The sequence below is a fragment of the Vibrio spartinae genome (assembly GCF_024347135.1).
GTDB classification, from domain to species: Bacteria; Pseudomonadota; Gammaproteobacteria; order Enterobacterales; family Vibrionaceae; genus Vibrio; species Vibrio spartinae.
In genome coordinates this window covers 1,647,635-1,669,718 of the sequence record NZ_AP024907.1, presented here as the reverse complement: position 1 = coordinate 1,669,718, position 22,084 = coordinate 1,647,635, and the positions used below count along the sequence as shown (strand labels likewise).

Annotated in this window: 20 protein-coding genes; 8 read left to right on the top strand and 12 right to left on the bottom strand. The window is 46.5% G+C overall.

The genetic code is table 11. The annotated features are described in order from the left end of the window. Positions 1-34 precede the first annotated feature (34 nt). From OCU60_RS07360 to OCU60_RS07345, 4 genes are all read right to left on the bottom strand, one after another. Positions 35-1,012, bottom strand: a complete 978-nt coding sequence (locus tag OCU60_RS07360) for a PoNi-like cognate immunity protein (RefSeq protein ID WP_074374967.1) — start codon at positions 1,010-1,012, stop codon at positions 35-37. After that, a complete protein-coding gene (locus OCU60_RS07355) occupies positions 1,009-2,343 on the bottom strand; it encodes a hypothetical protein (protein WP_074374966.1) in 1,335 nt (444 codons plus the stop codon). The genes OCU60_RS07360 and OCU60_RS07355 overlap by 4 nt, the downstream gene beginning before the upstream one ends. Before the next feature lie 3 nt (positions 2,344-2,346). Next, positions 2,347-4,548, bottom strand: a complete 2,202-nt coding sequence (locus tag OCU60_RS07350) for a type VI secretion system Vgr family protein (protein ID WP_261854744.1) — start codon at positions 4,546-4,548, stop codon at positions 2,347-2,349. A gap of 486 nt (positions 4,549-5,034) precedes the next feature. Beyond that, positions 5,035-6,432, bottom strand: coding sequence for an SLC13 family permease (locus OCU60_RS07345; RefSeq protein WP_074373945.1), 1,398 nt, complete (start codon positions 6,430-6,432; stop codon positions 5,035-5,037). Between the two features lie 82 nt (positions 6,433-6,514). Here OCU60_RS07345 and OCU60_RS07340 point away from each other — a divergent pair, with 82 nt between their 5' ends. Beyond that, the gene (locus OCU60_RS07340; protein WP_074373944.1) at positions 6,515-7,336 is read left to right on the top strand and encodes an AraC family transcriptional regulator; all 822 of its coding nucleotides are present in this window, start codon (positions 6,515-6,517) and stop codon (positions 7,334-7,336) included. A 155-nt stretch (positions 7,337-7,491) separates the two neighbouring features. Here the strand turns inward: OCU60_RS07340 and OCU60_RS07335 are convergent, their stop codons facing one another. From OCU60_RS07335 to OCU60_RS07320, 4 genes are all read right to left on the bottom strand, one after another. Next, positions 7,492-8,892 (bottom strand): APC family permease, encoded by a 1,401-nt coding sequence (locus OCU60_RS07335; protein WP_074373943.1) that lies wholly within the window; start codon positions 8,890-8,892, stop codon positions 7,492-7,494. Between the two features lie 138 nt (positions 8,893-9,030). Further along, the gene (locus OCU60_RS07330; protein WP_074373942.1) at positions 9,031-10,323 is read right to left on the bottom strand and encodes an NAD(P)/FAD-dependent oxidoreductase; all 1,293 of its coding nucleotides are present in this window, start codon (positions 10,321-10,323) and stop codon (positions 9,031-9,033) included. 58 nt (positions 10,324-10,381) lie between these two features. After that, positions 10,382-10,798, bottom strand: coding sequence for a RidA family protein (locus OCU60_RS07325; protein WP_074373941.1), 417 nt, complete (start codon positions 10,796-10,798; stop codon positions 10,382-10,384). A 76-nt stretch (positions 10,799-10,874) separates the two neighbouring features. Further along, entirely contained in the window at positions 10,875-12,014 is a 1,140-nt protein-coding gene (locus tag OCU60_RS07320) for a tyramine oxidase subunit B (RefSeq protein ID WP_074373940.1), read from the bottom strand. A 272-nt stretch (positions 12,015-12,286) separates the two neighbouring features. On the opposite strand from OCU60_RS07320, the gene OCU60_RS07315 reads away from it, so the two are divergent. Beyond that, positions 12,287-13,135 carry a helix-turn-helix domain-containing protein gene (locus tag OCU60_RS07315; protein ID WP_074373939.1) on the top strand — a complete coding sequence of 283 codons (849 nt, stop codon included), beginning with the start codon at positions 12,287-12,289 and terminating at the stop codon, positions 13,133-13,135. Positions 13,136-13,415: 280 nt separating this feature from the next. Here OCU60_RS07315 and OCU60_RS07310 read toward each other — a convergent pair whose 3' ends face one another. The 4 genes from OCU60_RS07310 to OCU60_RS07295 all read right to left on the bottom strand — a co-directional run bounded on the left by OCU60_RS07310 (position 13,416) and on the right by OCU60_RS07295 (position 16,742). Further along, positions 13,416-14,402, bottom strand: a complete 987-nt coding sequence (locus tag OCU60_RS07310) for a trypsin-like serine peptidase (RefSeq protein WP_074373938.1) — start codon at positions 14,400-14,402, stop codon at positions 13,416-13,418. A 299-nt stretch (positions 14,403-14,701) separates the two neighbouring features. Then, positions 14,702-15,958 (bottom strand): PTS ascorbate transporter subunit IIC, encoded by a 1,257-nt coding sequence (locus tag OCU60_RS07305; protein WP_074373937.1) that lies wholly within the window; start codon positions 15,956-15,958, stop codon positions 14,702-14,704. 10 nt (positions 15,959-15,968) lie between these two features. Further along, entirely contained in the window at positions 15,969-16,256 is a 288-nt protein-coding gene (locus OCU60_RS07300) for a PTS sugar transporter subunit IIB (RefSeq protein ID WP_074373973.1), read from the bottom strand. Positions 16,257-16,298: 42 nt separating this feature from the next. Further along, positions 16,299-16,742, bottom strand: coding sequence for a PTS sugar transporter subunit IIA (locus OCU60_RS07295; RefSeq protein ID WP_074373936.1), 444 nt, complete (start codon positions 16,740-16,742; stop codon positions 16,299-16,301). A 249-nt stretch (positions 16,743-16,991) separates the two neighbouring features. Between OCU60_RS07295 and OCU60_RS07290 the strand changes: the two genes are divergently transcribed. The 6 genes from OCU60_RS07290 to OCU60_RS07265 all read left to right on the top strand — a co-directional run bounded on the left by OCU60_RS07290 (position 16,992) and on the right by OCU60_RS07265 (position 22,040). Further along, positions 16,992-18,020 carry a LacI family DNA-binding transcriptional regulator gene (locus OCU60_RS07290; RefSeq protein ID WP_074373935.1) on the top strand — a complete coding sequence of 343 codons (1,029 nt, stop codon included), beginning with the start codon at positions 16,992-16,994 and terminating at the stop codon, positions 18,018-18,020. Positions 18,021-18,579: 559 nt separating this feature from the next. Then, on the top strand, positions 18,580-19,434 hold the full coding sequence (locus OCU60_RS07285; protein WP_083602709.1) for a transporter substrate-binding domain-containing protein: 855 nt from the start codon (positions 18,580-18,582) through the stop codon (positions 19,432-19,434). 15 nt (positions 19,435-19,449) lie between these two features. Next, positions 19,450-20,175, top strand: coding sequence for an amino acid ABC transporter permease (locus tag OCU60_RS07280; protein WP_074373932.1), 726 nt, complete (start codon positions 19,450-19,452; stop codon positions 20,173-20,175). Between the two features lie 2 nt (positions 20,176-20,177). After that, positions 20,178-20,837: an amino acid ABC transporter permease gene (locus OCU60_RS07275; protein ID WP_074373931.1), complete on the top strand. Its 660-nt coding sequence runs from the start codon at positions 20,178-20,180 to the stop codon at positions 20,835-20,837. Between the two features lie 21 nt (positions 20,838-20,858). Beyond that, positions 20,859-21,635: an amino acid ABC transporter ATP-binding protein gene (locus OCU60_RS07270; RefSeq protein ID WP_074373930.1), complete on the top strand. Its 777-nt coding sequence runs from the start codon at positions 20,859-20,861 to the stop codon at positions 21,633-21,635. A gap of 21 nt (positions 21,636-21,656) precedes the next feature. Further along, a complete protein-coding gene (locus tag OCU60_RS07265) occupies positions 21,657-22,040 on the top strand; it encodes a RidA family protein (protein WP_074373929.1) in 384 nt (127 codons plus the stop codon). The last annotated feature ends 44 nt before the right edge of the window (positions 22,041-22,084 follow it).

The window sequence follows — 22,084 nt, the reverse complement described above, 5'->3', positions numbered from 1 at the left end:
ACTCACAATATAATGAATAGTCTCGAACAACCTCCTATTGACTCACCCAAAAGATACGGTTGCCATTCTCATCTTCTATCGGCCCCGGAGCTCGATCACCACGGTTTAATATAATTTGGTCATTCGTCAGATTACATAAAAAAGTGCCATCTATCGAACATTCATCTCCGGGTAAAACAATATAGTGCTTCTGCTGCTCCATTAGCTCCGGTGCAAACAATTGGTCATACCCCTGTGCTCTGGCGTGATCAACCAAATCTTTTGGATAGTAGAGCATGTGACGGTAACTGCTATCGTCCAAACCATAGAGTAATGTCACCAACCCCGCTTCAAATGCCCAGTAGCCAAAGAAAGTCGGGAATTGACCTTTATGACGGTTATACCAGTAGCAGTCTTTCATCCCTTTATACCAACCTTTGAGATACTGCTTGATACTTTCCTGCCGCTCTGTTTTTGTAGGAGAAATACCATCGCCTTTAATTGCATCGTAAAGGTGCTGATAGGATTTTGGGAATACTAAATAGGTTATACGAGGTAAACCTATATACCCTAAACGAGCTAAAAGGATGCTAAGAAGAGGATCGTCATCATCTTGTGGATTCTTGCTTAACATACGTATAATCGTGGCAAGCGATTTTTTCTCTCCAGAAAATATAGCAAAACTGAGAGACCAAAGTAAAAACTGAAACGAATCTGGTTCCCAATATGAAAATGATTTAAATGGAAACTGAGTTTTGTGCCTATTCAGCTCAGCAAGGGCATCTCTAATTAGAATTTCAGCCTCTTCAAGACTACTTCCCGCCGAGTATTCAAGTGTTGCATACTCAAATTTACCTAATGACAATGACCAACTGACCCGACTTCTTAACGCGATACTATTTGTCGAGTCGTTTACTTTATCATATCGATTTGACTTATCATCTTGAAAAAAGTCTCTCTGTTCATTATATACATCACCACTTAATAAAGGATCACGTCTACTTAATTCAAAATCAGTCACATCCATCGTCATAAAATAACCTCTTCAACACTGTTAGCTTTATCATCTAGTTTAGTAACATTAATCACATGGCCGGAATCATCTACAATCATAAGCCAACGCTCATACTCAGAATCTATTACTTCTTCAGCTTTCCTAGGATTCAGCTCGGCTCTAATTCTAGGTTCAATCCATTCATCACTCATCTGCTTCGCTGCTGGAAAACCTGATGAACCTCGTGTTTTACTAAGAACAGAATCCTTCGCTACACCATCATCATCTATATATTTACCCGTATCTGTTCGATATTTAGTTTCAGTAACCACAAACGGTGGTGGTGGATTGGTGTTCTCATAAATGCCATCAATCCCCCGCCCTCGGGGCTTATCCGTCATCTTTCTTACACGACGGTCCTCCGGTAACATATTTTTGAATTGTCGGTTTTCCATAAAAGTATCACTGATAATTTCACCGAAAATTCCCTTCTCTTTATTGGTCGCTTTAATAATTCTTGGCTGAATAGCCACCACACTATCATCCAACTGATGGACAACAACACCTCCTGCCGGAGCTAAATGGCTGTTATTCAACTCATCAATCTGTAATTTCAGATGCTTTTCCAAATCATCGAGAAGTTTTTGTACCGGCTCAAGTACAACCCCGATCATTTCATCGGCTTTACCGCGAATTTCGACAACCGTCTCCACAAAATCATCCAACATCCGGCAGACATTTGCAGGCGCAACCGCTTTGACTTTATTGACGACGCCTTTCAATGCATCGGCTGCTTCATCGAACAAAGCAAGTAGTTTGGATTTTGTCACCATCGAAGAGAGCTCTTTCAACTGGTCAGCAACTTTGGTCAATACTTCCCCGGCCTGCTTCTGACCCAGTATTTTCTGTACTTTCGGATCTGCCAGAAAAGACAGAACAGGTTTCATCGCCGGACGAATCACTCTCGCTACATCCCCTCCCGCTTTACGCAGGAACAAGAAGAATATTTTCAAAATCCCTTTTGCTGCCGAACCCAATGTCGGAAATAGACCAATCAACGTCAAGCATAAAGCAATCCACGCCCCTTTATTACTTTTATCCTCTTTGATATTTTTACAATTCGCTACCAAATCTCGGCAGTCTAATATCTGATCAACAACTGGAATTAACCCCAACGCAGTGTTGGCAGCAATCTGCCCAGTACTCATATCTGCATTAAAGTCGCCTTGAAGGGTTTCCCAAATCCACTGAACTGGCCCCATAACCGCATCTTTTGCTTCCTGAGCTTTCTGCTTGATATAGTCTTCGCCTGCGGTATAAGCATCTTCCAGATTGTCATAAAGCCATTCATAAACATCATTTCCCCACATGAATTACGCTCCCAGTAAACTATCAAGTCGATTCACAACCTTAGAAATCGATTCTCTGGGAATATCATCAAAGGCTTCATCGGAAAGATAATGAATGCGGGCAACACCGTTAGGTACATTCTCAAGTTTGGCATACCCGTCTTCATCAAGTGCTCCTGTTAACTCAGTACCATCACTCAGAACAGCTTTATATTTTGTACCTGCATATGGCTGTAACTCAGGATCCATATAGAAGAACTCCATGATATGTTTTTGCTCTTCCTGAATAAGAGCCTTGGCATTAAATGGTAATTCCCCACCAAACCCACTGCCACTCCCGGCACTGCCACCGGAGTTGAGGTTCACCCCGGCACCGCTGAGGGAAACACCAGATGGATCGACTTTAACGAAGCTGCCACCGGCTTTGAGGGTGATTTCATTCCCCGCTTCGATGATGACTTGCTCACCGGCTTTGATGTGGATTTCTGTACCGGCTTCGTTGACCCACACTTTACCCGCTTTCACATGTAGCTCGCCTTCAATCATCAGTGTCTGACTTTTGGCGATTTTGGTGCGCGCTTCACCGCTGACGGTGTGGTGATCATTGACCTTGATATGGCTGTAGCGGTCATTGTCGATGGTGGTACTTTGGTTATGCTTGATATGCGTGGTCGCGTCGTTTTCGACCAGCGTGTCGGTATCTTTCTGCGCATGGAGGTAGATTTTTTCACTGCCTGACTGATCTTCAAAACTCAGTTCGTTATAACCTTCGCCTTGGTGAGTTTCGGTGCGGATCACCGTTTTGGTTTTGTGCTCCGGCAACGGATACGGCGTAACATTATTGGCGTTGTATGTCCGACCGGTAATGATTGGCTGATCGGGGTCGCCATTGAGGAAATGCACCACCACTTCGTGACCAATCCGTGGTACGGCCATCATGCCATATTGCGCGCCGGCCCAACCTTGTGTGACACGGAGCCAGCAAGAACTTTGCTCATTCGAGCTGCCATAGCGATCCCATGGGAACTGCACTTTCACCCGGCCATGCTCATCACAATAGATCTCTTCGCCGTCAGGGCCGACCACTTTCCCCATGGTCGGAAATTTCAGGATTGGTTTGTTGCGTGGTGTCATGCGCCACACCTGATCGCCGCTCACCGCAGCAAACTGGTTGGCGTACGTGGTGGCACCACTGCCACCGGATTCTTCCAGCGCTTGCGGCTGGCTGCCCTGATGGGTGACCTGAATCAGCAGATAATTGCGATTCATCTCACCATCCAAGTGCTCCATCAAATCAAAACGCTTCCCGGCCTGAAGTTGCGCCTCATTACTTTTACCGCTGAAGGTATGCGCATGTCGGCGCAAGGCTTCAAGGCGGATTTGCGTAAACGCCTGACCGCTGGGGTCGTCTTTAAATCGTCCCGGCTGGTCAAAGTGCTCATAGTCACCGCGCTGATAACTCATATCAGCGCCAGTGGCGGACTGGGCCAGATTGTAGGATGGCTTTTTAAAACTGTAATCGCCCAGTCGGACGTCACTGACGTCCATTTGTTTATGCTCGGTCAGGGTCGAGACATACGGAGTTTCAAACACCCCGCCGGACAGCGCGTTATACGGCACCGGCATGGCAAGGCGACCGAACCCTTCGGAATTATCGGTGATGACTAACACATGCTTGTCTTGCTGATGCTCAAAGTGGTACATCAGCCCTTCTTCAGCCGCCAGACGGTGGAAAAATTCTAAATCGGTCTCGCGGTACTGGACGCAGTATTCGCGTTTGGCACACTCACGGCGTACCGAAAACGCATAATCATTGATATCCATTTCCTGAAACAGCACCGAGAGAATTTCCGGCACATCCAGTTGCTGGAAGATCCGGCTGTTATGGCGCAGCGACAGTCTTTCCAGAGAAGGCACCAACGTCAGTGAATAGAATGTATGGTGATGCCCGGTATCGCCCCGGCTGAAGTTGCGGATAATGCCGTGCACTTTTTGCACCACTTCCTGATCGCGCAGCACTTCCAGCAATGCACTGCTATCGACCATCTGCTCGAAACTCAGGTCGCTGTTGCGGCTGGCAATATCGATGCGATACCGATAGCCATAAACCGGTTGACCTTGATCATCCACCGAGTCTGAAATCGATTCGACGCCCTGATAGTCACGGACCACCAATGTCTCATCATTGACGCCATCAATGGTGAGTCTGAATCCTAACGTTGCCATGTAAACACCCTTCGTGTGCTTTCTTTATGATTGTTGGAACATGGTGACTGAACACTGTTTAACCAAGTCTTTCCTGAGCCACCACGCTACCGCAGTCAGATGATTGATATAAAATAAAAATTAATCTGCAAGTCGGACCATTATATGCAACATGCAGGTTAGGATTCACGCATTATCAAGTCAGTTTGATTTTGGGAAGGCGATTTTTTGAATGGAGATAACATTTCTGTGTTTAGACGGATGGTGTCGGCACTGCAATGTTCCAGTTTTGGGGCCGGTGGCTGGGAAGGTAAAAATCATAGTCTGCTGGTTTGGTGCGCAATTGCTTTTGCCGATTTCAATAATTTCTTCAATAGCGCCCCAGTTCCTTTTGATAAATGTCAAAAGGAACCAAAAGCATCTTTTTGGGTTTCAGCGTAGACAATCAGGGTCGGAGGCTAGGTACATAAAAGTAGAGATACAGCAGCGCTTCCCCCCCCCCCAAGATCACCCCAGCCACCCCAACAAATTCCACCATAAATAGTCTAACGGCATTAACACCAATACCGTGATAATCGCCAGAGGGAATGTCAGTTTCAACAGCTTCGACAACGGTTCATGCGATAACTGCATCGCAATGATTAGTGGTGTCACCTGATATGGAAAAATAATTGTCGAGAAACCAACCACTTGAGTCATTAATACCTGAGGAACGGTAAAACCGGTGGCTTGCGCTAAATCTCCGGCCATCGGAGTCAGGATGGTCGGAACCCCGGGAACTGTCGCAACGAAACCCGTAAGCATTGACATCAGCGAAAGCGCCATGAAGTTCAGAAAATCGCCCCCAGCCTTGCCGGGAATGAAGCCTCCCAAAATATCGCCCATGATCGTACCAATCCCCGACCGATTCACTAACGCCCCGAGCCCAAGTGCTGCGGCAACGAAAACAACCGCTCCGAAATCAATACTGCTGTTAAATGATTTGGGGGGGACCACACCCCAACGGGGAAGTAGCAACACAATCGCCGCAGCCAGCCCGACCCACGCAGAGTTCACTCCGTGAATGGTGTCCGTCACCCACAATAACAATGTCACGCCTAAAATTATACCGACTCGGATTTGTAACGCTGTCTGATATACCTCTTCTTGCTGTTGCGGCGCTTCATCGCTGGCTTCAGCACGAATGTGAGCAGGAAAGATCACTAATGTCAGCGCGACAATGATTAACGATTTCACGATACCGAGAACAGGAAAATGTAACCACAGATATTCGGTATAACCAAAGCTCAGGTGAAATAACGTCTCACTGGCACCACTTAAGATCATGTTAGGAATATTGGCCGGCAGAATCGCAAAACTCGGCATATTACAGGCCAGTGTCAGTGATGTCGCGACCCCCAGACGCCCGTTACTGCCGCGAGAAAAACCGACTTTCTCCGCCAAAGCCATGCCGATTGGGATCATTACCACAGAGCGCCCCACGGACGAAGGCATCAAAAATCCCAATATCATCGCACTCACAACCAAGCCGAAAATCAGGCGGAAATAGCTACCGACCAAATATGGCGCAATCCGGGATGCCAGTCTTTTGCCTAATCCGGAAAGACTAATTGCTGAGCCAATGATAAATCCGGAAATAATTAACCACACGGCGGTCGAACCAAATCCTGCAAACAGTACCCCCGGGGCAAGTAACTGGAAGATGGTCACCAGCGCAAAGAAGATTAAGGCAGTTAAAAATGGCGGAAACAAACCGGTACTCCAGCCCACCAGCGTAATCAGTATCACCGCTGCGCTGTGCGAAACGTTGGGTTGAACCCCCTCAACCGGAAATAGAACCAGCCAAGCAGCCAGTATCAGTGCGAGGGCAACTGCAATATGCCTCAACGACACACTGTTGTTCATATCGTTCACCTTGATTCATCTTGATTGCAGAAATAATGATCTCTAAGATAGCGGATATCGCGTGACGCAAAAAGACCTAAAAATGCCAAAGAATATTTCTAAAGCGACATTACTGCCACCGAGCCAGTTTGCCTATACCATCGACCCTTCTCGCCCGGTGCTCACGCATAGCCGCAGTATGTTGGCGGAAACCCGCATGACACCGCATTCCCATCCCAGAGGTCAGTTGTTATGGGCAGCCCAAGGCATTGTCAAAGTCACCAGTGATGCGGCGATTTGGATTGTGCCGTCCACGCATGCCGTTTGGATCCCCGGTGGCGTCGTGCATCAGGTTCAATCGGAAACAGTGACCCACATGCGCAACTTGTATGTTGATCCGTCATTTCCGATTCGGGCACAGCAAAAAGGCATCGCGATGCTGAAAATGACCCCGTTGATCCGTGAGTTAGTCTTGCGATTGGTTGAAGGGCACGATTCGTTACAAGAAGGACCGATGAAACGGCTCGGACTGGTGTTGATTGATGAAATTGCCACGCTGGATGAACTCAAAGTGTATTTACCCGCGGGTAAAGACCCGAGGTTAAACCGGCTGATCACGCATATCATCAATGAGCCATTACACCATATCACGCTACAGCAGCGTGCTGCACAAGTGGGTGCCAGTGTCCGTACGATTGAACGGCTGTTTAAAGCAGAAACGGGGATGACTTATCGACAATGGTGCAGCAGGCACCGTTTGATTAGCACACTTGAGCTGTTAAGACAGGGAGAAAGTACCAATCGCGTCGCCTATGAATTAGGCTATAAAAGTGTGAGCAGCTTTATCAGTGCCTTTAAAACCTTGTTTGGATGCACACCACAGGCCTATGCACAGCGAGAAAATCATCAGCTCCCCCCGATTTAATCCTGAGCATGGATTCTGAGAAAACACTCGAAAGAAAATCACCGCACGCTGTCACGCTGCTGGTGTTTCTCATCCGAGTGTCCTGACGCTGACACGGTGAGTTCTGTGCTCATCGATACAATGTCTCTGGTGGCGTTGATCCCCCAGAGAACGACTTAATCGACATCCGGCTCAAACAATCCGCGTTTCATGTAAAATTTCACCCAGAATGCCGCGATCAAACTGATGATAAGTAAAATGCTACCAGTGATGGTGTACACCATCCGGGTCATACTCGGGTCCGGTGAATTATTCAATGCCACATACAGCATACTGACAATCCCGATAATCTGAGGCCAAGGGTAGAACGGTGTGCGGTAGGGGCGCTCTTGTTGCGGCAGCCGCTGACGTAACACAATCACGTCAATGTGAGCCACAATATAGGCCAATAGCCAGCTGGTGGTTGCCGCAATCACCAGTACAATCAACGCATCAATATCGAAGATAAAATAAGACACAGCGGTACAGACAGAAAGCATCATAATGGCAGCCCATGGCGCATCAAACCGGTTAATTGCTTTCAGTTGCGGAAAAGCCTGTTTCTGCATTGCCATACCATGCAACATTTTCGGTACCGAGGCCAGTACGGTATTGATCGTACTACAGGTGGCAGCGAGTGCCATGACGGTTGCGATGACTAACCCACTTTGACCGAAAACAGCATTGACGTAATCCAAATACGGCAGAGGCGATTCAACCAGCGTATCCCGACTTAAATAAAGGCTGGCACCATAAGCAAAAGCCAAAAAGATCAAGAAGATGAATAAGAGTGATAAATGCATGGCCCGGGGAATGTTCTTCCGCGGCTGTTTGACGTCGTTAACCATCGGACAGATAAATTCAACCCCGACCATCATCCACATGGCTAAAGCGATCAAACCGATGAAACTCCCGTCCCACACACCGCTGAAACTCCAGTCCACCGCTTGCCCGGCCAAATCAGGATGCGGCTGACTCAAGCCGGTAATTGCGGTCAAGCCCACCAGAATTAAGGCACTGACCAACACAAATGCCAGAATATTCTGAACGCGGGCAAACACGTCAGTCCCGACCAGATTCGTGATGGTGAGAACCCCTAAAATCAGCAGCGGAACCACCTTGTCCGGTAGCGTCCCCGGAAACAGCTGCGCTAACATGCCATCAACCAGAAACATTTCCACGGGGATTGCCAGAATCGCAACGACAACATACCCGGCAAACACCGCGACAATCGCCGGGAAATGACCAATCGCTTTTTGCGTGTACGTGGCTAACGTCCCTTCTTGCGGAAACATCAGTGACAATTCAGCAAAACTCATCGCATTAAACTGGGCGAGCGCTAATGCTGCAATCATCGCGGTGATGAACGACATACCGCCGATCCCGATGCCTTGCGTTGCAGAAATCATCGCCCCTTGAACGATAACCAAACCAATACAGATTGCCATCATTGTCGGCAAACGCATTTTTAACCGTGGACGAGGGGGCATCGACAGCCCGACAGTATCCATACTTTGTACATGTGTGTGATTGCTCATGTGAAATCCCTCTCATGAATAAAAACAACGTCAATGTTGTAAACCGATCCATGCTGTAAACCGATCCATGTTGTAAACCGATCCATGCTGTAAACCGATCCATGCTTCAAATCGGTCAATGTCTAAATCAATCAATATTTAAAACCGCTCAAACCGATAAGGAGTCGGATCGACAATCGGTGTGACATTCGCGACCAAATCCGCGGCGAGCTGTCCTGCTGCCGGGCCGGTCCCAAATCCGTGACCAGAAAAGCCGGTGGCGACCGTCAGGCCGGGAATCGCCCCAATGTGATCAATCACGGGAACGGAATCCGGTGTTACATCAATCAGACCGGCCCAGCTTTCATCAATCCCAATGCCTGCAAACATCGGCCAAGCATTGGCAAGATTCGTCAGTGCTTCTTGGTTAATTCCGTCATTCGCTGGCGGGTTCAGGGTACGAATCCGTTCGAACGGAGACACACCGTTCGCCTTCCAGCGCCGTGGCAAAGCCAAATCCCGGAGGAAATGACGCCCGAGCGACATGCGCATATAACTGCGCTGTGCACGTAACTGCGGCAAATAACGCATACCGATCAGCAAATGATCCAGCGTCAACGGTGCATCCAGCGCCCCGCGCTGTGTAATGACAAACCCACCGTCTGCATGGCGGCGAAAAGAAAAATCCGGTGCTGCAAATGCAATATCCGTCGGCCCTTGGGTGGCTTTCGTACGCAACACTGAACAGATAATCGGTAGTGTCGGAAACGACACCCCATGATTGCCTAAGAAACGTCTCGACCACGCACCACTGGCAAGCAGCACTTGAGTACAGCGGATTTCACCTTGCTCGGTGACAACCCCACTCACCTTACCGCCAGCGGTTGAGAGTGTGCGGACGGCACAGTTCTGTACCAGCACCGCCCCTTTTTCAATGGCTCGCTGAGCGATGGCACTGGTCGCAATGGCTGGTTCTGCAAATCCGTCGGAAGGGGTATACACGCCACCGATCCATTGATCACGACCACCGGGAGCCAGTTGATCAATTTGCTGTGGGTTAAGGAGTTGAGAATCCAATTGCAATGACTGAACGGATTGATGCCACCCTTGATACATGGCCATCTGTTTTTCATCACGCGCAGCAAACAGAATGCCTGACTGCTGGTAACCGACCGAACGCCCGAGCCGCTGCGGCATCTCAGCCCAGAGTCGGTCTGCGGCCTGTGCCAACGGAATGTCTTCAGCATGACGATTGGTTTTGCGGATCCAACCGAGGTTACGAGATGACTGCTCCGCACCTATTTGTCCTTTTTCCAGCAATACCACCGGAATGTTCCGCTCAGCCAATGCTAATGCGGCACTGGCACCGATAATGCCCCCACCGATAATCACCACTTGCGTTGATGCGGGGTGCTGGTCTTGCGTCTTTACGGGTTCCAATCTCTGTGTCATCGTCTCATCCTTAAAAATCTCTTCTCAACCAAACAGCGACGTCTTGAATGCATCACCATCAGATCGTGATTCTGTTTGTCTCGCTATCACCGGCACCACGATAGGCAGTGACTTCCAGCTCAACTTGATAGATCGTCGATCCCAAAGGGGGACAGGTCACCGTCGTTGCAGGGTCAATTCCCTTAAATTTTTGGCCGACAAATTCCATCACCAGCGGAACATCGGCCGGATCCTGAATAAAAACACGAGACATCACGACATCGGCCAACCCGGCACCGACGGAAGCCAATGCTTTTTCAATGTTGTCGAATACCTGCTGTGCCTGTTCAATCACATCATCAGAGATGTGTTGAGATTCAGGATGACGGCCGGCTGTATTGGAAACAAATATCCAGTTATCCACGGCCACAAGGCGGGAATAGCTGCCAAGCGCTTCAAATTTTGAGCCGGTTTTTACTTTTACAATCTGGGTCATTGGGGGTTCCCTGCATCACAAATAAAATACATCGCAAATAACAATGGCTGGGGTCTATACAGTGCTAAAGCTCAGCTCAACTTAGCTCAGGCTCGTCCCACAGGTTCAGTTTGACGCCGATTCCCTGCGCGAGTGCCTTACGGTAAATCACCGTTGCCCACGCCACATCTTCTACGGGTAAGCCCCCGACGGACATAATGACGATCTCTTCATCGTTGTGGCGACCGGGCGCTTCACCGGAGACTATCTCACCGATATCTTCAAGTTGATCGAGGGTGATTTTTCCTTCGGCAATCATGTCCATAAAGCGCACACCGATCACCGGAATATGATGATGGGCCGGCTTCGGCACTTCTTCGTACCAAGCTTGATACAAACCGGTATTGTCGAGCACTTTGCGCACGTCATCCTGCTCCATCCCCTCATCCAGGCGACAATAGGCGGGCATCGCCAAGAAAGCGCCCGGTTTGACCCATTCGCGTTTGACGATCGGATATGTCGATGGGTCACCGGTCTCGCCCGAATTACAGTACGTCACGATATCGGAGCCTCGCACCACGTCTTCCAGTGAATCGACAATCTCGACAGTAGTGATTTGCGGATAGGTGGATGCCAACCATGTGAGGAAGCTATCGAGACTTTTCTGTCCGCGGCCTTTCACTTTGATGGTATCAATCTGAGGACAGGCGGTAATAAATGCAGCCACGGCCGTTTTGCCCATCACACCGGGGCCAAGCAGGCCGATCACTTTCGAGTCTTTACGCGCCAGATGACGGGCACCAACGCCCGGAACAGCACCGGTACGGTAAGCGGATAACAGGTTCGCAGACATATATGCCAGTGGCGCCCCTGTCTCAATATCGTTGAGGATAAACATGAGGATCGAACGTGGCAGCCCTTTTTCCCGGTTGGCAATGTTAGAGCCATACCATTTCACCCCGCACGTCTGGAAATTTCCGCCGAGATAAGCCGGCATGGCCATCAAACGACGATCAGCGGTCGGTTTCGGCATGGTCGGAAAAGGCGATTCCTCCGGAAAAATGACCATCGCACCATGAGAATCATTATTTGCACCGGCCATGCGATAGTCGCCCTGCCACAGCAGGCCAAACATTTCTTCCATGGTATCGACACAGCTTGGCATATCGGTAACACCAGCGTTGAGCATGTCCTGCTCCGACAGGTAAATAAAATCGATTTTGGTACTCTCTGACATAACATCACCTCAAAAAATAGGGGGTATAATTTGTATGCCGTGTTCCGGTCACCGAGGATGTCAGTCATCGACCTTCCTTGGCGAAGCACATCGGATGAACAACGGATAGCTTGGATGATAGAGGGCCCGATAAGCAGCGTATTGAATTTTTGCGACATCACACAAAGATTGTCGATTCTCTGGAAGAAGTATTGATAAAAACAACAAATTGGCACCTCGCTTGCTTTGCTCACCATATCTAGCGCGATTTATCCCGGAAAGCAGGTGTCGTTATGTCAAAAGCTTCGATTGTCAAACGCGTGGCAGGCATCCACGCCAAACAACCTTGGTTTGTCCTGAGTGCTGCGCAGGATTTTTCGCTCTGTTCCTCTGATATTCCTGAGGTTTCTCACTTCTATGGTTTTGAAGCGGACTCGTCTGCATCACTGACACTCGCAATCCCGGATGGCTGTATCGATATCCTTTTCGATTGTGATGCCACGTCTCCGACCGCATACGTTTGCGGGACGACACTCGAAGCGACCAACGCCAATTTTGTCCAACAACATCGTTATTTCGGGGTTCGGTTTGTGCCGGGTGTCATTCCTGATTTCCTGAATGCGTCGGCCAGTGAAATGGTCAATCATTTACTGCATTTACATGATGTGGTGCCAACGTGCAACGCCCTGTTTGAACAAGTGGTCAGTGCGCCAACGTTTATCCAGCAAGTGACCCTGACGCAGCAGTTTCTGAAAGATAAGTCATTGTGCAGTCAGAGAAAGCGGCGCTTTTCATCTCTCACGTCGCAAGCGATTGAGCACATTTTTCATCACAAAGGGAATATTCAGATCAAACAGTTAGAGGCATTGACCGGCTACACCAGCCGCACGTTACAACGCCAGTTTCTCAGTGATTTAGGACTGTCGCCCAAGGCGTTCAGCCGGATCATCCGGTGCCAGTCTGCGGTGTATCATATTAACCACCAGCAACAGGTCATCTTTTCTGACTTGGCCTATGGTCTGGGATTCAGTGATCAGTCTCATTTTTTGAGAGAATTCAAACGATTAGTCAGTGCCACACCGCTCGATTATCAAAAGCGGGTTAAACACGAAACCTATCTGAACCGGATTCGCTACAACTGAACTCATTTTGTGCATTTTTGCACCAATACAGCACAATCATACGCGCGGTTGAAACACTCACATACATCATTCATCGGGCAGATCGAGCGCTGCATCACAAAAAATCACTTCATTGAAAGATAAAAAGCACCTCGCTGAAAGACAAAAAAGGCTCCCGGATTGAATTCTGAGAGCCTTTATCACTGGTTTGGATAGCGTTCAACCGCTCATGGATTGCTTAACTGATCGGCATGAGCAAAACCCGCTCCTTTTATCATCAGTACCACTTAAAAAATACCGATTAATAGGAAGATATCCACTGTTTCAGCGTATTGTATACGGTACTAGTCAGCCGAGTACCACAGTTACGGGAAGATGAACCCGTTGTATGAATGCCGCGAACGTAGTTACGAGTATCCCGGATTCCGCTACCGCTTTCGCCACCGGCGGTATCCATTGTATAACAGACACGATAAGAAGAGATGGTATTGGTTTTACCGGAGTCAGTCCATAGGGTCCAGTGGGTTTTATCTCCCGGATATCCGGTCACCGAATGGGTACCACCAGAATAGACTCCCCAACCAGAGTAACCACCGTGCGGCGCTTTTTGCAACACGATTAACGCATAATCGTAATTAGAATTACGGTTATTGAACCAAGCTTTAGTGGTGATTGCAGTTTTCCACCCGGTGGTTCCCCAAGGTTTTGCAGAACCATTCTGTCCGGCGGCAAAATCCAGCTTCTTGTACCAACTGCCACGACCGTTTGCAACACAGTGGCCCGCTGTCAGTACATATTTACTACCAATCAGTGTACCGGTACATCCAACGGAGATATGGCCGATATAGTTGTAAGGTGAAACGGTTGTTCTTGTGATCCGGGTCCGATCATCACGACCAATGACCACCCCCTGAACATCTTCCTCTTCTCCGGTCACTTTAGGTTTAATCGTTGCGTCTTTTTCCGGTGTGGTAAATAGCGTGGCATCCAGACCCAGTTCATCCAATGTCTTGACTGCGTCCTCAAGTGCTCGCAATGCATCTTCTGAAATCTCAGCGGTGGATTGATTTCCGTCCCGATCAACGGCAATCGCTCCCATGGCGTCTGCCCGGTCAACAATCGAATCACTGAAAGTCGGATCGTTGGTAAATTCCGGAGGCTGAACAACATTAACGCCATCAATAAAATTTGCTTTTTGAGAGATTTCAGTAAATTGTGATAAATCACTGGCCTGAACACCAAGTGAGCACAGACCCATGATCGAAAGAGATAATATTCTAAGCTTCATTTTTATTCCTTTAGATTCAGATTAGAGCGTAAACAGCGTTCTGACATCCTGCCGCTGTTCAGATATGTTGATACACATATACAACCAATATTTATACAACTGACGAATATACAACTAATGTGTATACAACAAAATGTATACTATATTGATTCGAAATTGAGGGAAAGTTTAAAATCAGTATTCATTTCATAAATGGGTCTTCAAACGTGATCAGGCCCCCAAAAGAACAAATACCAGTCAGCTTAACTGACTGGCATTGCATTCCCCGCAAGCGAGATCTTGATTTTAAAAAATATCGATTAACGAACGATCAATCCAAGCAGGATCCCTATCACTCCGAAATCAGAATCACTGAATGTGGTATTGGCAAATCCTAAATCGCCCAGTACAGGGAGTAGAAAGACTGGCAGGAATGTGATCAGCAGCCCTTGCGCGAACGCGCCTAAGATAGCACCGCGTCGTCCGCCGGTTGCGTTACCGAAAACACCTGCGGCAGCCCCGACGAAGAAGTGCGGTACCACACCGGGAATGATGATGGTTAAATTCATCATGTACAGCAGCAGCATCCCGATTAAACCTGCGGTAAAACTCGACAGGAAACCGACCAATACCGCGTTCGGCGCATAGGGAAAGACCACCGGACAATCCAATGCAGGTTTTGCATTGGGAACCAGCTTATCGGAGATGCCTTTAAACGCCGGTACGATTTCCGCGATAATCATCCGTACCCCTTGAAGGATGACATATACCCCACCGGCAAAGGAGATTGACTGGATTAAGGCAAACATAAACCAATGTTTACCCCCACTGACCTCACGAACATAGTCACCGCCGGCGAACAGACAGGTGATAATGAAAATGATCCCCATGGTGAACGAGATAGCAACCGGCGTATCCCGTAAAAACAATAAGCTTTTCGGAACATTCATATCTTCAGTGGAGTGTTCTTTATTGCCCAGTTTGCTACCGATAAACCCAGCGAGCACATAAGACAGTGTCGAAAAGTGACCAATTGCGACATCATCAGAACCGGTCACCTGCTTCATGTAGCGGTGAGCAATGGCAGGGAAGAACACCATCATACAACCGACCACAATCGAACCTAAAGCAATCAGCGACACACCTTCCATCCCGCTGCTGGCAAGAATCGCGGCAACCATCATGGACATAAACAGGGTATGATGCCCGGTCAAAAAGATAAATTTCCATGGTGTAAAACGCGCAATCAAAATATTCACCAGCATCGCAAAGAACATGATCATCGCCATTTCCCGGCCAAATGATTTTTGCGCAATCGAGACGATAGCTTCGTTATTGGGAACAACACCGGTAATGCCAAAGGCGTGTTGAAAAATGGTAGCAAAATCACCAAGCGCGCTCACGACCAGACCGGCCCCTGCCCCCAAGATGATAAAACCCAGTATTGTTTTTACGGTTCCTTTGATACATTCCGTCACCGATTTTTTCTGTGCAATCAGACCGATCAAGGCGATAAAACCGACCAACACCGAGGGTTCTGACAGGACATCATTCATTAAGAAATTAAAGAATTCCATCGCTTTCTCCTTACAGGTAACCGAGCGCTTGCAAAGCCAGAGACAAACGCGCTTTCATCGCAGCTTTATCAACCATGTTATCCAGTGCAACAATACGTGGCGCTACCGCCAACGCATTTAACTGCTCGGCAATATCGTTCGTACCGACGAAGATGTCACAATCGGTGCCTTTCGCTGAGCCGAGATCAACATGATCAACGGTCGCATCAATATTGAGCTCTTTTACAATCGCTTTAATACTCATTTCCATCATCAGGCTGGTGCCAAGACCATTACCGCAAACAACTATAATTTTCATCATTCAGACCTTTATTTTCAGTAGTGTAAGGAGGTATAACATTTAATATTGGTGAATCACGGCCAGCACATCGTCTGGGCTTTGCGCGTTGCAAATCTGTTGTACATGCGCTTCATTCATAAAGAGTTCAGCGAGCTGCGCAATCGCTTCAATGTGGCTGTTACTATCTGTCGCGGCTAATGTCACCAGCATTTTGATCGGGTCATTTTCATCGGCATTAAAATTCACCCCTTGCTGAATGACCGTCACTGCAAGCGCTAAACGGTTGACGCCATCCTCCGGGCGAGCATGAGGCATCGCCATCCCCGGACCGACGACGTAATAAGGACCTATCGATTCATGCGAGCGACAAATTGCATCAACGTAGCTGGGTTCTATGGCATGGTTGTCAATCAGGGCCACACAAGATTTTTCAATCGCATCTTTCCAGTCGCTCGCATCAGAATAAATGCGCACCACATCAGGGGTTATCAGTTCACGTAGCATGATTATGTCCAACTCTGTCGTGTAATTTAATGATACTTTACCGAACAATGTGCCAGAAAAATCTTAAACTGATCACAAATGATAGCGCTATCTGATAGCGCTATCATTTGTGTGACGCGCGTAGAAGTTTGCTCATTGCTCCGGGTTGAATCAATGGAATCAGAATGCGGATAAGTTAGTATCGAACCGATAATCAACATGCTGTGGTAACATGTCAGCGTAGCAAACCTATCATATAAAATTGGAAAAATGAGCAGACCGCGTAAACGAAGAAGTACAGGTAGCGTCACATTGGCTGATGTCGCGCAAAAAGCAGGTGTCGGCACAATGACGGTGTCACGAGCATTAAGAACACCGGATTTAGTTTCAGAACATCTCAGAGAAAAAATTCAGCAAGTTGTTGATGAGCTTGGTTATATCCCCAATAAAGCAGCGGGAACACTTGCATCCGCAGACAGTCACTCTATCGCACTGGTCATTCCGTCACTTTTTGAAAAATCTTGTGCGGTTTTCCTGCCGAAGTTTCAACATACACTCAATAAAGCGGGCTATCAGTTACTCATCGGCTACAGTGATTATTCAATCACTCAGGAAGAAAGTCTGGTCTCCACATTTTTGGAAAGTCGCCCGGCGGGTGTCGTGCTGTTCGGCCAAGAGCATACCAAGCGAACCCACCAACTGCTGAAATCAACCAATACCATTGTGTTAGAAATCGCAGAGCAATGTTCAAAAGAAAACTACTTAAACATCGGCTTTGATTACTTCGACGTCGGGAAAACGTGTACCAAGCATCTGATTGAACAAGGCTTTAAACATATTGGCTTCATCGGTGCGCGAGGTGACCATTTTACCTTGCAACATCAACTACATGGCTGGCAAAGTGCGATGATCGATAGCTATTTAACCCCCGATCATTTCTTAACCACACCGGATGCCCCCTCTTCTCAATTAGGCGCGGAAGGGCTCGCGAAACTGCTTTTACGCGATTCAGTCTTGGATGCATTCGTATGCAGTCATGAAGATATTGCGATTGGGGCGTTATTTGAATGTCATCGCAGAATGCTCAAGGTGCCGAAAGATGTCGCAATTATGTGTCTTGAAGGTTCATCGATGGGAGAACACGCCTACCCAAGTCTGAGCTGTGCGGAGTTTGACTATGAGACCATGGGGACAAAAGCCGCTGAAAAGCTGATACGCGCCATAAAAGGTGACGACTTATTGGTGTCGTCAACTACCCTCAAATATAAGCTCAAACGCAGAGCCAGTACCGCGGGGTAATGATAGGATAACAGAGCATGAGGCTCTGTTATCCTCCTCAGCTTCAACCGCAAAACATGAAATCACGACTAGCATGTTCCAATGACCATCCGATTCAATCCGCTCATCAATGGTATGACAAAATACCGTTCAGAGCGTGCAACAGACCTCAAATACACTGGCAGTCGTCACACCGACATATCAAAGCCCAATCCGTGGCTTTATCGGAATCCGGCAACATCAATTTAATGTTCTTCTTTATGAATGAGTTAAAGATTCAACAGAAAATAGATAAATCAATTGATCACCAGTCTTGTGCAGAAAAACAAAAAACGCACCAAATTGGATTCAGCATAAATAGCCGTCATATAAAAACAATCCAGACTGTTAAATTAGATAAAACGAATAATCCAGCATAAAAACCACCAATTGATAATAATATCACTAGCTATATACTGATTGTTTTTTGAGCTATTGACAGGTATTTAGAGTCCCCGCATACTAAAAACATATTCCAGTATAAAGATATTCATTCCATTATACCGGAATTAATGGATAGCACAACAACAAGGAATAAGTGATGAGATTGAATACGAAGAGTAAAGCCAGTAAATATGTTTTGAGTTCATTCGCTCTGTTGCCCCTGTTTATTTCAGCGACTAGCCATGCAGAAAATAAACTACAAGAGGTGTTAGATCGCGGATATTTAATTGTAGGCACCGGAAGCACAAATGCGCCTTGGCACTTTAAAGATACAAAAAATAATTTAGCAGGCTTTGATATAGATATGGCAAAGTTAGTGGCTAAAGGATTATTTGACGATGAAACCAAGATTAAATTTGTTGACCAATCGGGTGACGCCCGCATTCCTAATTTAGTCACAAATAAAGTCGATCTTAGCTGCCAGTTCATGACAGTTACCCCAAGTCGGGCTCAACAGGTTGGCTTTACGATACCGTATTACCGGGAAGGTGTCGGACTTTTATTAATGAATAAAAGTAAATACAGCGACTATGATTCATTAAAAGATGCCGGAGACAGCGTCGTCGTCGCGGTTTTACAAAACGTTTATGCAGAAGAGATGGTGCATGCAGCGTTACCGAAAGCTGAGGTCGATCAATATGAAAGCGTTGCATTAATGTATCAGGCATTAAACTCTGGCCGAGCCGATGCAGCAGCAACAGATCAATCTTCTCTCCGTTGGTATATGGTGCAAAACCCGGGTCATTATAAGGATTCTGGTTATTCTTGGATGCCTCAAAGTTACGCCTGTGCCGTTAAAAAAGGTGATCAGGAATGGCTGAACTTCGTGAATGTCGTGTTCCATGAAGCGATGACAGGTGTTGATTTTGGTGCTTACTCTCAATCATTTGAGAAATGGTTTGGCGTGCAATTGCCAATGCCAAAAACTGGCTTCCCTGTTGAATATAAATAAATCGGACACTTAGACATGGATTATGATTTCAATTTCAGTGTTGTATGGCGAAATTGGGACATATTAATATCGGGGTTAGGCTTAGGTCTGGGTCTAGCCTTCATTTCTATTTTAATTGGCTGCGTTATTGGAATCATATGCGCATTCATGATGTTATCAAAAAATAGATTTTTTAAATATGTTTCATCTATTTACGTTACAATCATTCGTAATACGCCGATTTTAGTATTAATACTCTTCACCTATTTTGCGTTGCCACAGATGGGGATACGCATCGGGAAAATAGAGTCATTTATTATAACGCTTTCTATTTATGCGGGGGCTTATCTTACAGAGGTTTTCCGCTCAGGGTTAACATCAATATCGAAAGGGTTATATGAAGCAGGCTTGGCTATTGGATTAACACCGTTGCAAATAAAACGAATGATCCTCGTCCCTATCATGATACGAAACATATTACCATCACTTACAAATAATTTTATTTCTTTATTCAAGGATACTTCTCTCGCAGCAGCGATTTCGATACCAGAGTTAACATTTTATGCAAGAAAAATAAACGTTGAGAGTTTTCGGGTGATTGAAACATGGATGGTAACAAGTGGCATCTATATTATTGTCTGTTTTTTACTGGGATACGCGCTCAGAGTTTTAGAAAAGAAAATCACGATTTCTAAAACCCGAAAAAACAGTTCAACATCTACAAGCATAATTTCAAGTTCCCTTGGTAAGGAGAATTGCTAATTATGGATATATCCTATTTTTTACACGAATTATGGAATGCAAGAAGCGCTATCTACCACGGTGTTATCATCACGATTAGTATCTCAGCATTGGCTATCATCTTAGGCACGATGCTCGGTGTTATCGTTGGACTGGCTCTTGAATATGGGAGTTTACCGATAAGATTCATGTTTCGTATTTATATTGACATGATTCGGGGAACCCCCGTATTTGTTTTAATACTAGCCATGTTTTATATACCTTCAGCAGCGGGCTTAAATTTGGATGCATTCCAAGCCGGGGTGATTGCATTAACCATTTTTTGTAGTTCGCATATTGGAGAGATTGTCCGTGGCGCGCTCGCAGCAATTCCTATTGGACAAACAGAGGCAGCCAAGGCAATTGGATTAACATTTTTAAAAACGTTCATCTATGTTTTGTTGCCTCAGGCATTGAGACAAATTCTCCCGACTTGGGTTAACACAGCGGCTGAAATGGTTAAGGCGTCAACGCTTTTGTCAATTGTTGGCGTTTTAGAACTCATGCTGACTACACAGCAAATAATTTCCAGAAATTTTATGAGTATGGAGTTCTATCTATTCGCAGGTTTTATTTACTTCTGTATTAATTTCGGAATAGAACAACTCGGCCGCTATGTCGAGCGGAAAGTGACGATTCGCTGAATCGTATTATTTAAGGAATAAATGATGACGGATAGAAAGAAGCTACTAAGTATTCGTGGCGTTCATAAATCATACGGAGATTTGGAAGTATTAAAAGGTGTGGACCTTGAAGTCAAAAAGGGAACGACGGTTTCTATCATCGGCTCTAGTGGTTCAGGTAAAACAACATTATTACGGACGATTAATCTGTTAGAAGATTATCAGCAAGGACAAATTATTTTAGATGGTCAAGATATGGGGTACTCCATCACCAATAGTAAGAGAGTGCGTCATTCGGAATCTGAAATAGCGAAGCAACGCTCACATACAGGGATGGTGTTTCAACATTTCAACTTATTTCCTCATATGACAGCCTTAGATAACGTCACGCTTGGACTGCTAAAAGTCAAAAAGATGAGTAAAAGTGAAGCGACCGCTACCGCAGAGCATTGGCTGGATAAAGTTGGGATGTTGAGCCGAAAAGACCATTACCCGATTCAGCTATCCGGCGGGCAGCAACAGCGAGTCGCCATTGCTCGCGCAGTGGCGATGAGCCCTAAGCTCATGTTATTTGATGAAGTCACGTCTGCTCTTGACCCTGAGTTAGTCAATGAAGTTTTAAATGTCATGAAAGACTTAGCGAAGGATGGCATGACAATGGTACTTGTAACACACGAAATGAAGTTTGCTTATGAAGTGTCAGACAACGTTATTTTTATGAATAACGGACAAATAGAGGAACAGGGACATCCTCAAGAACTTTATCATCACCCTAAATCAAACCGATTGGCTGAATTCTTGAAAAGTTCCCACTTTTAATCTTATGAAGGAAATTTAACGATGACAATTAAACGATACGGCTGCGATGCTCGTGGTGCAGCAGGCAAACAACTTCCTTTCGCAAGCGCTACCGAAGCCGATGGCTGGTTATATGTTTCAGGACAAGTCGCCATGGAAAATGGTGAAGTTATCAATGGTGGTATTATCGACCAATCACATAAAGCAATTCAGAATATGCTGAAAATTCTGAGAGAGGCAGATTACGATGTCCAAGATATCGTCCGAATTGGCGTATGGCTTGACGATGCCAGAGATTTTTGGTCATTTAATGGTGTGTTTACTGAATATTTTGGCGAATTCCCGGCAGCCAGAGCCTGTGTACAATCAAGCTTAATGGTTGACGCAAAAGTGGAAATCGACTGTGTTGCATATCAACAAAAATAGCTTAGATCATGAATGGGGTAATCAATACCTCATTCATATAAATC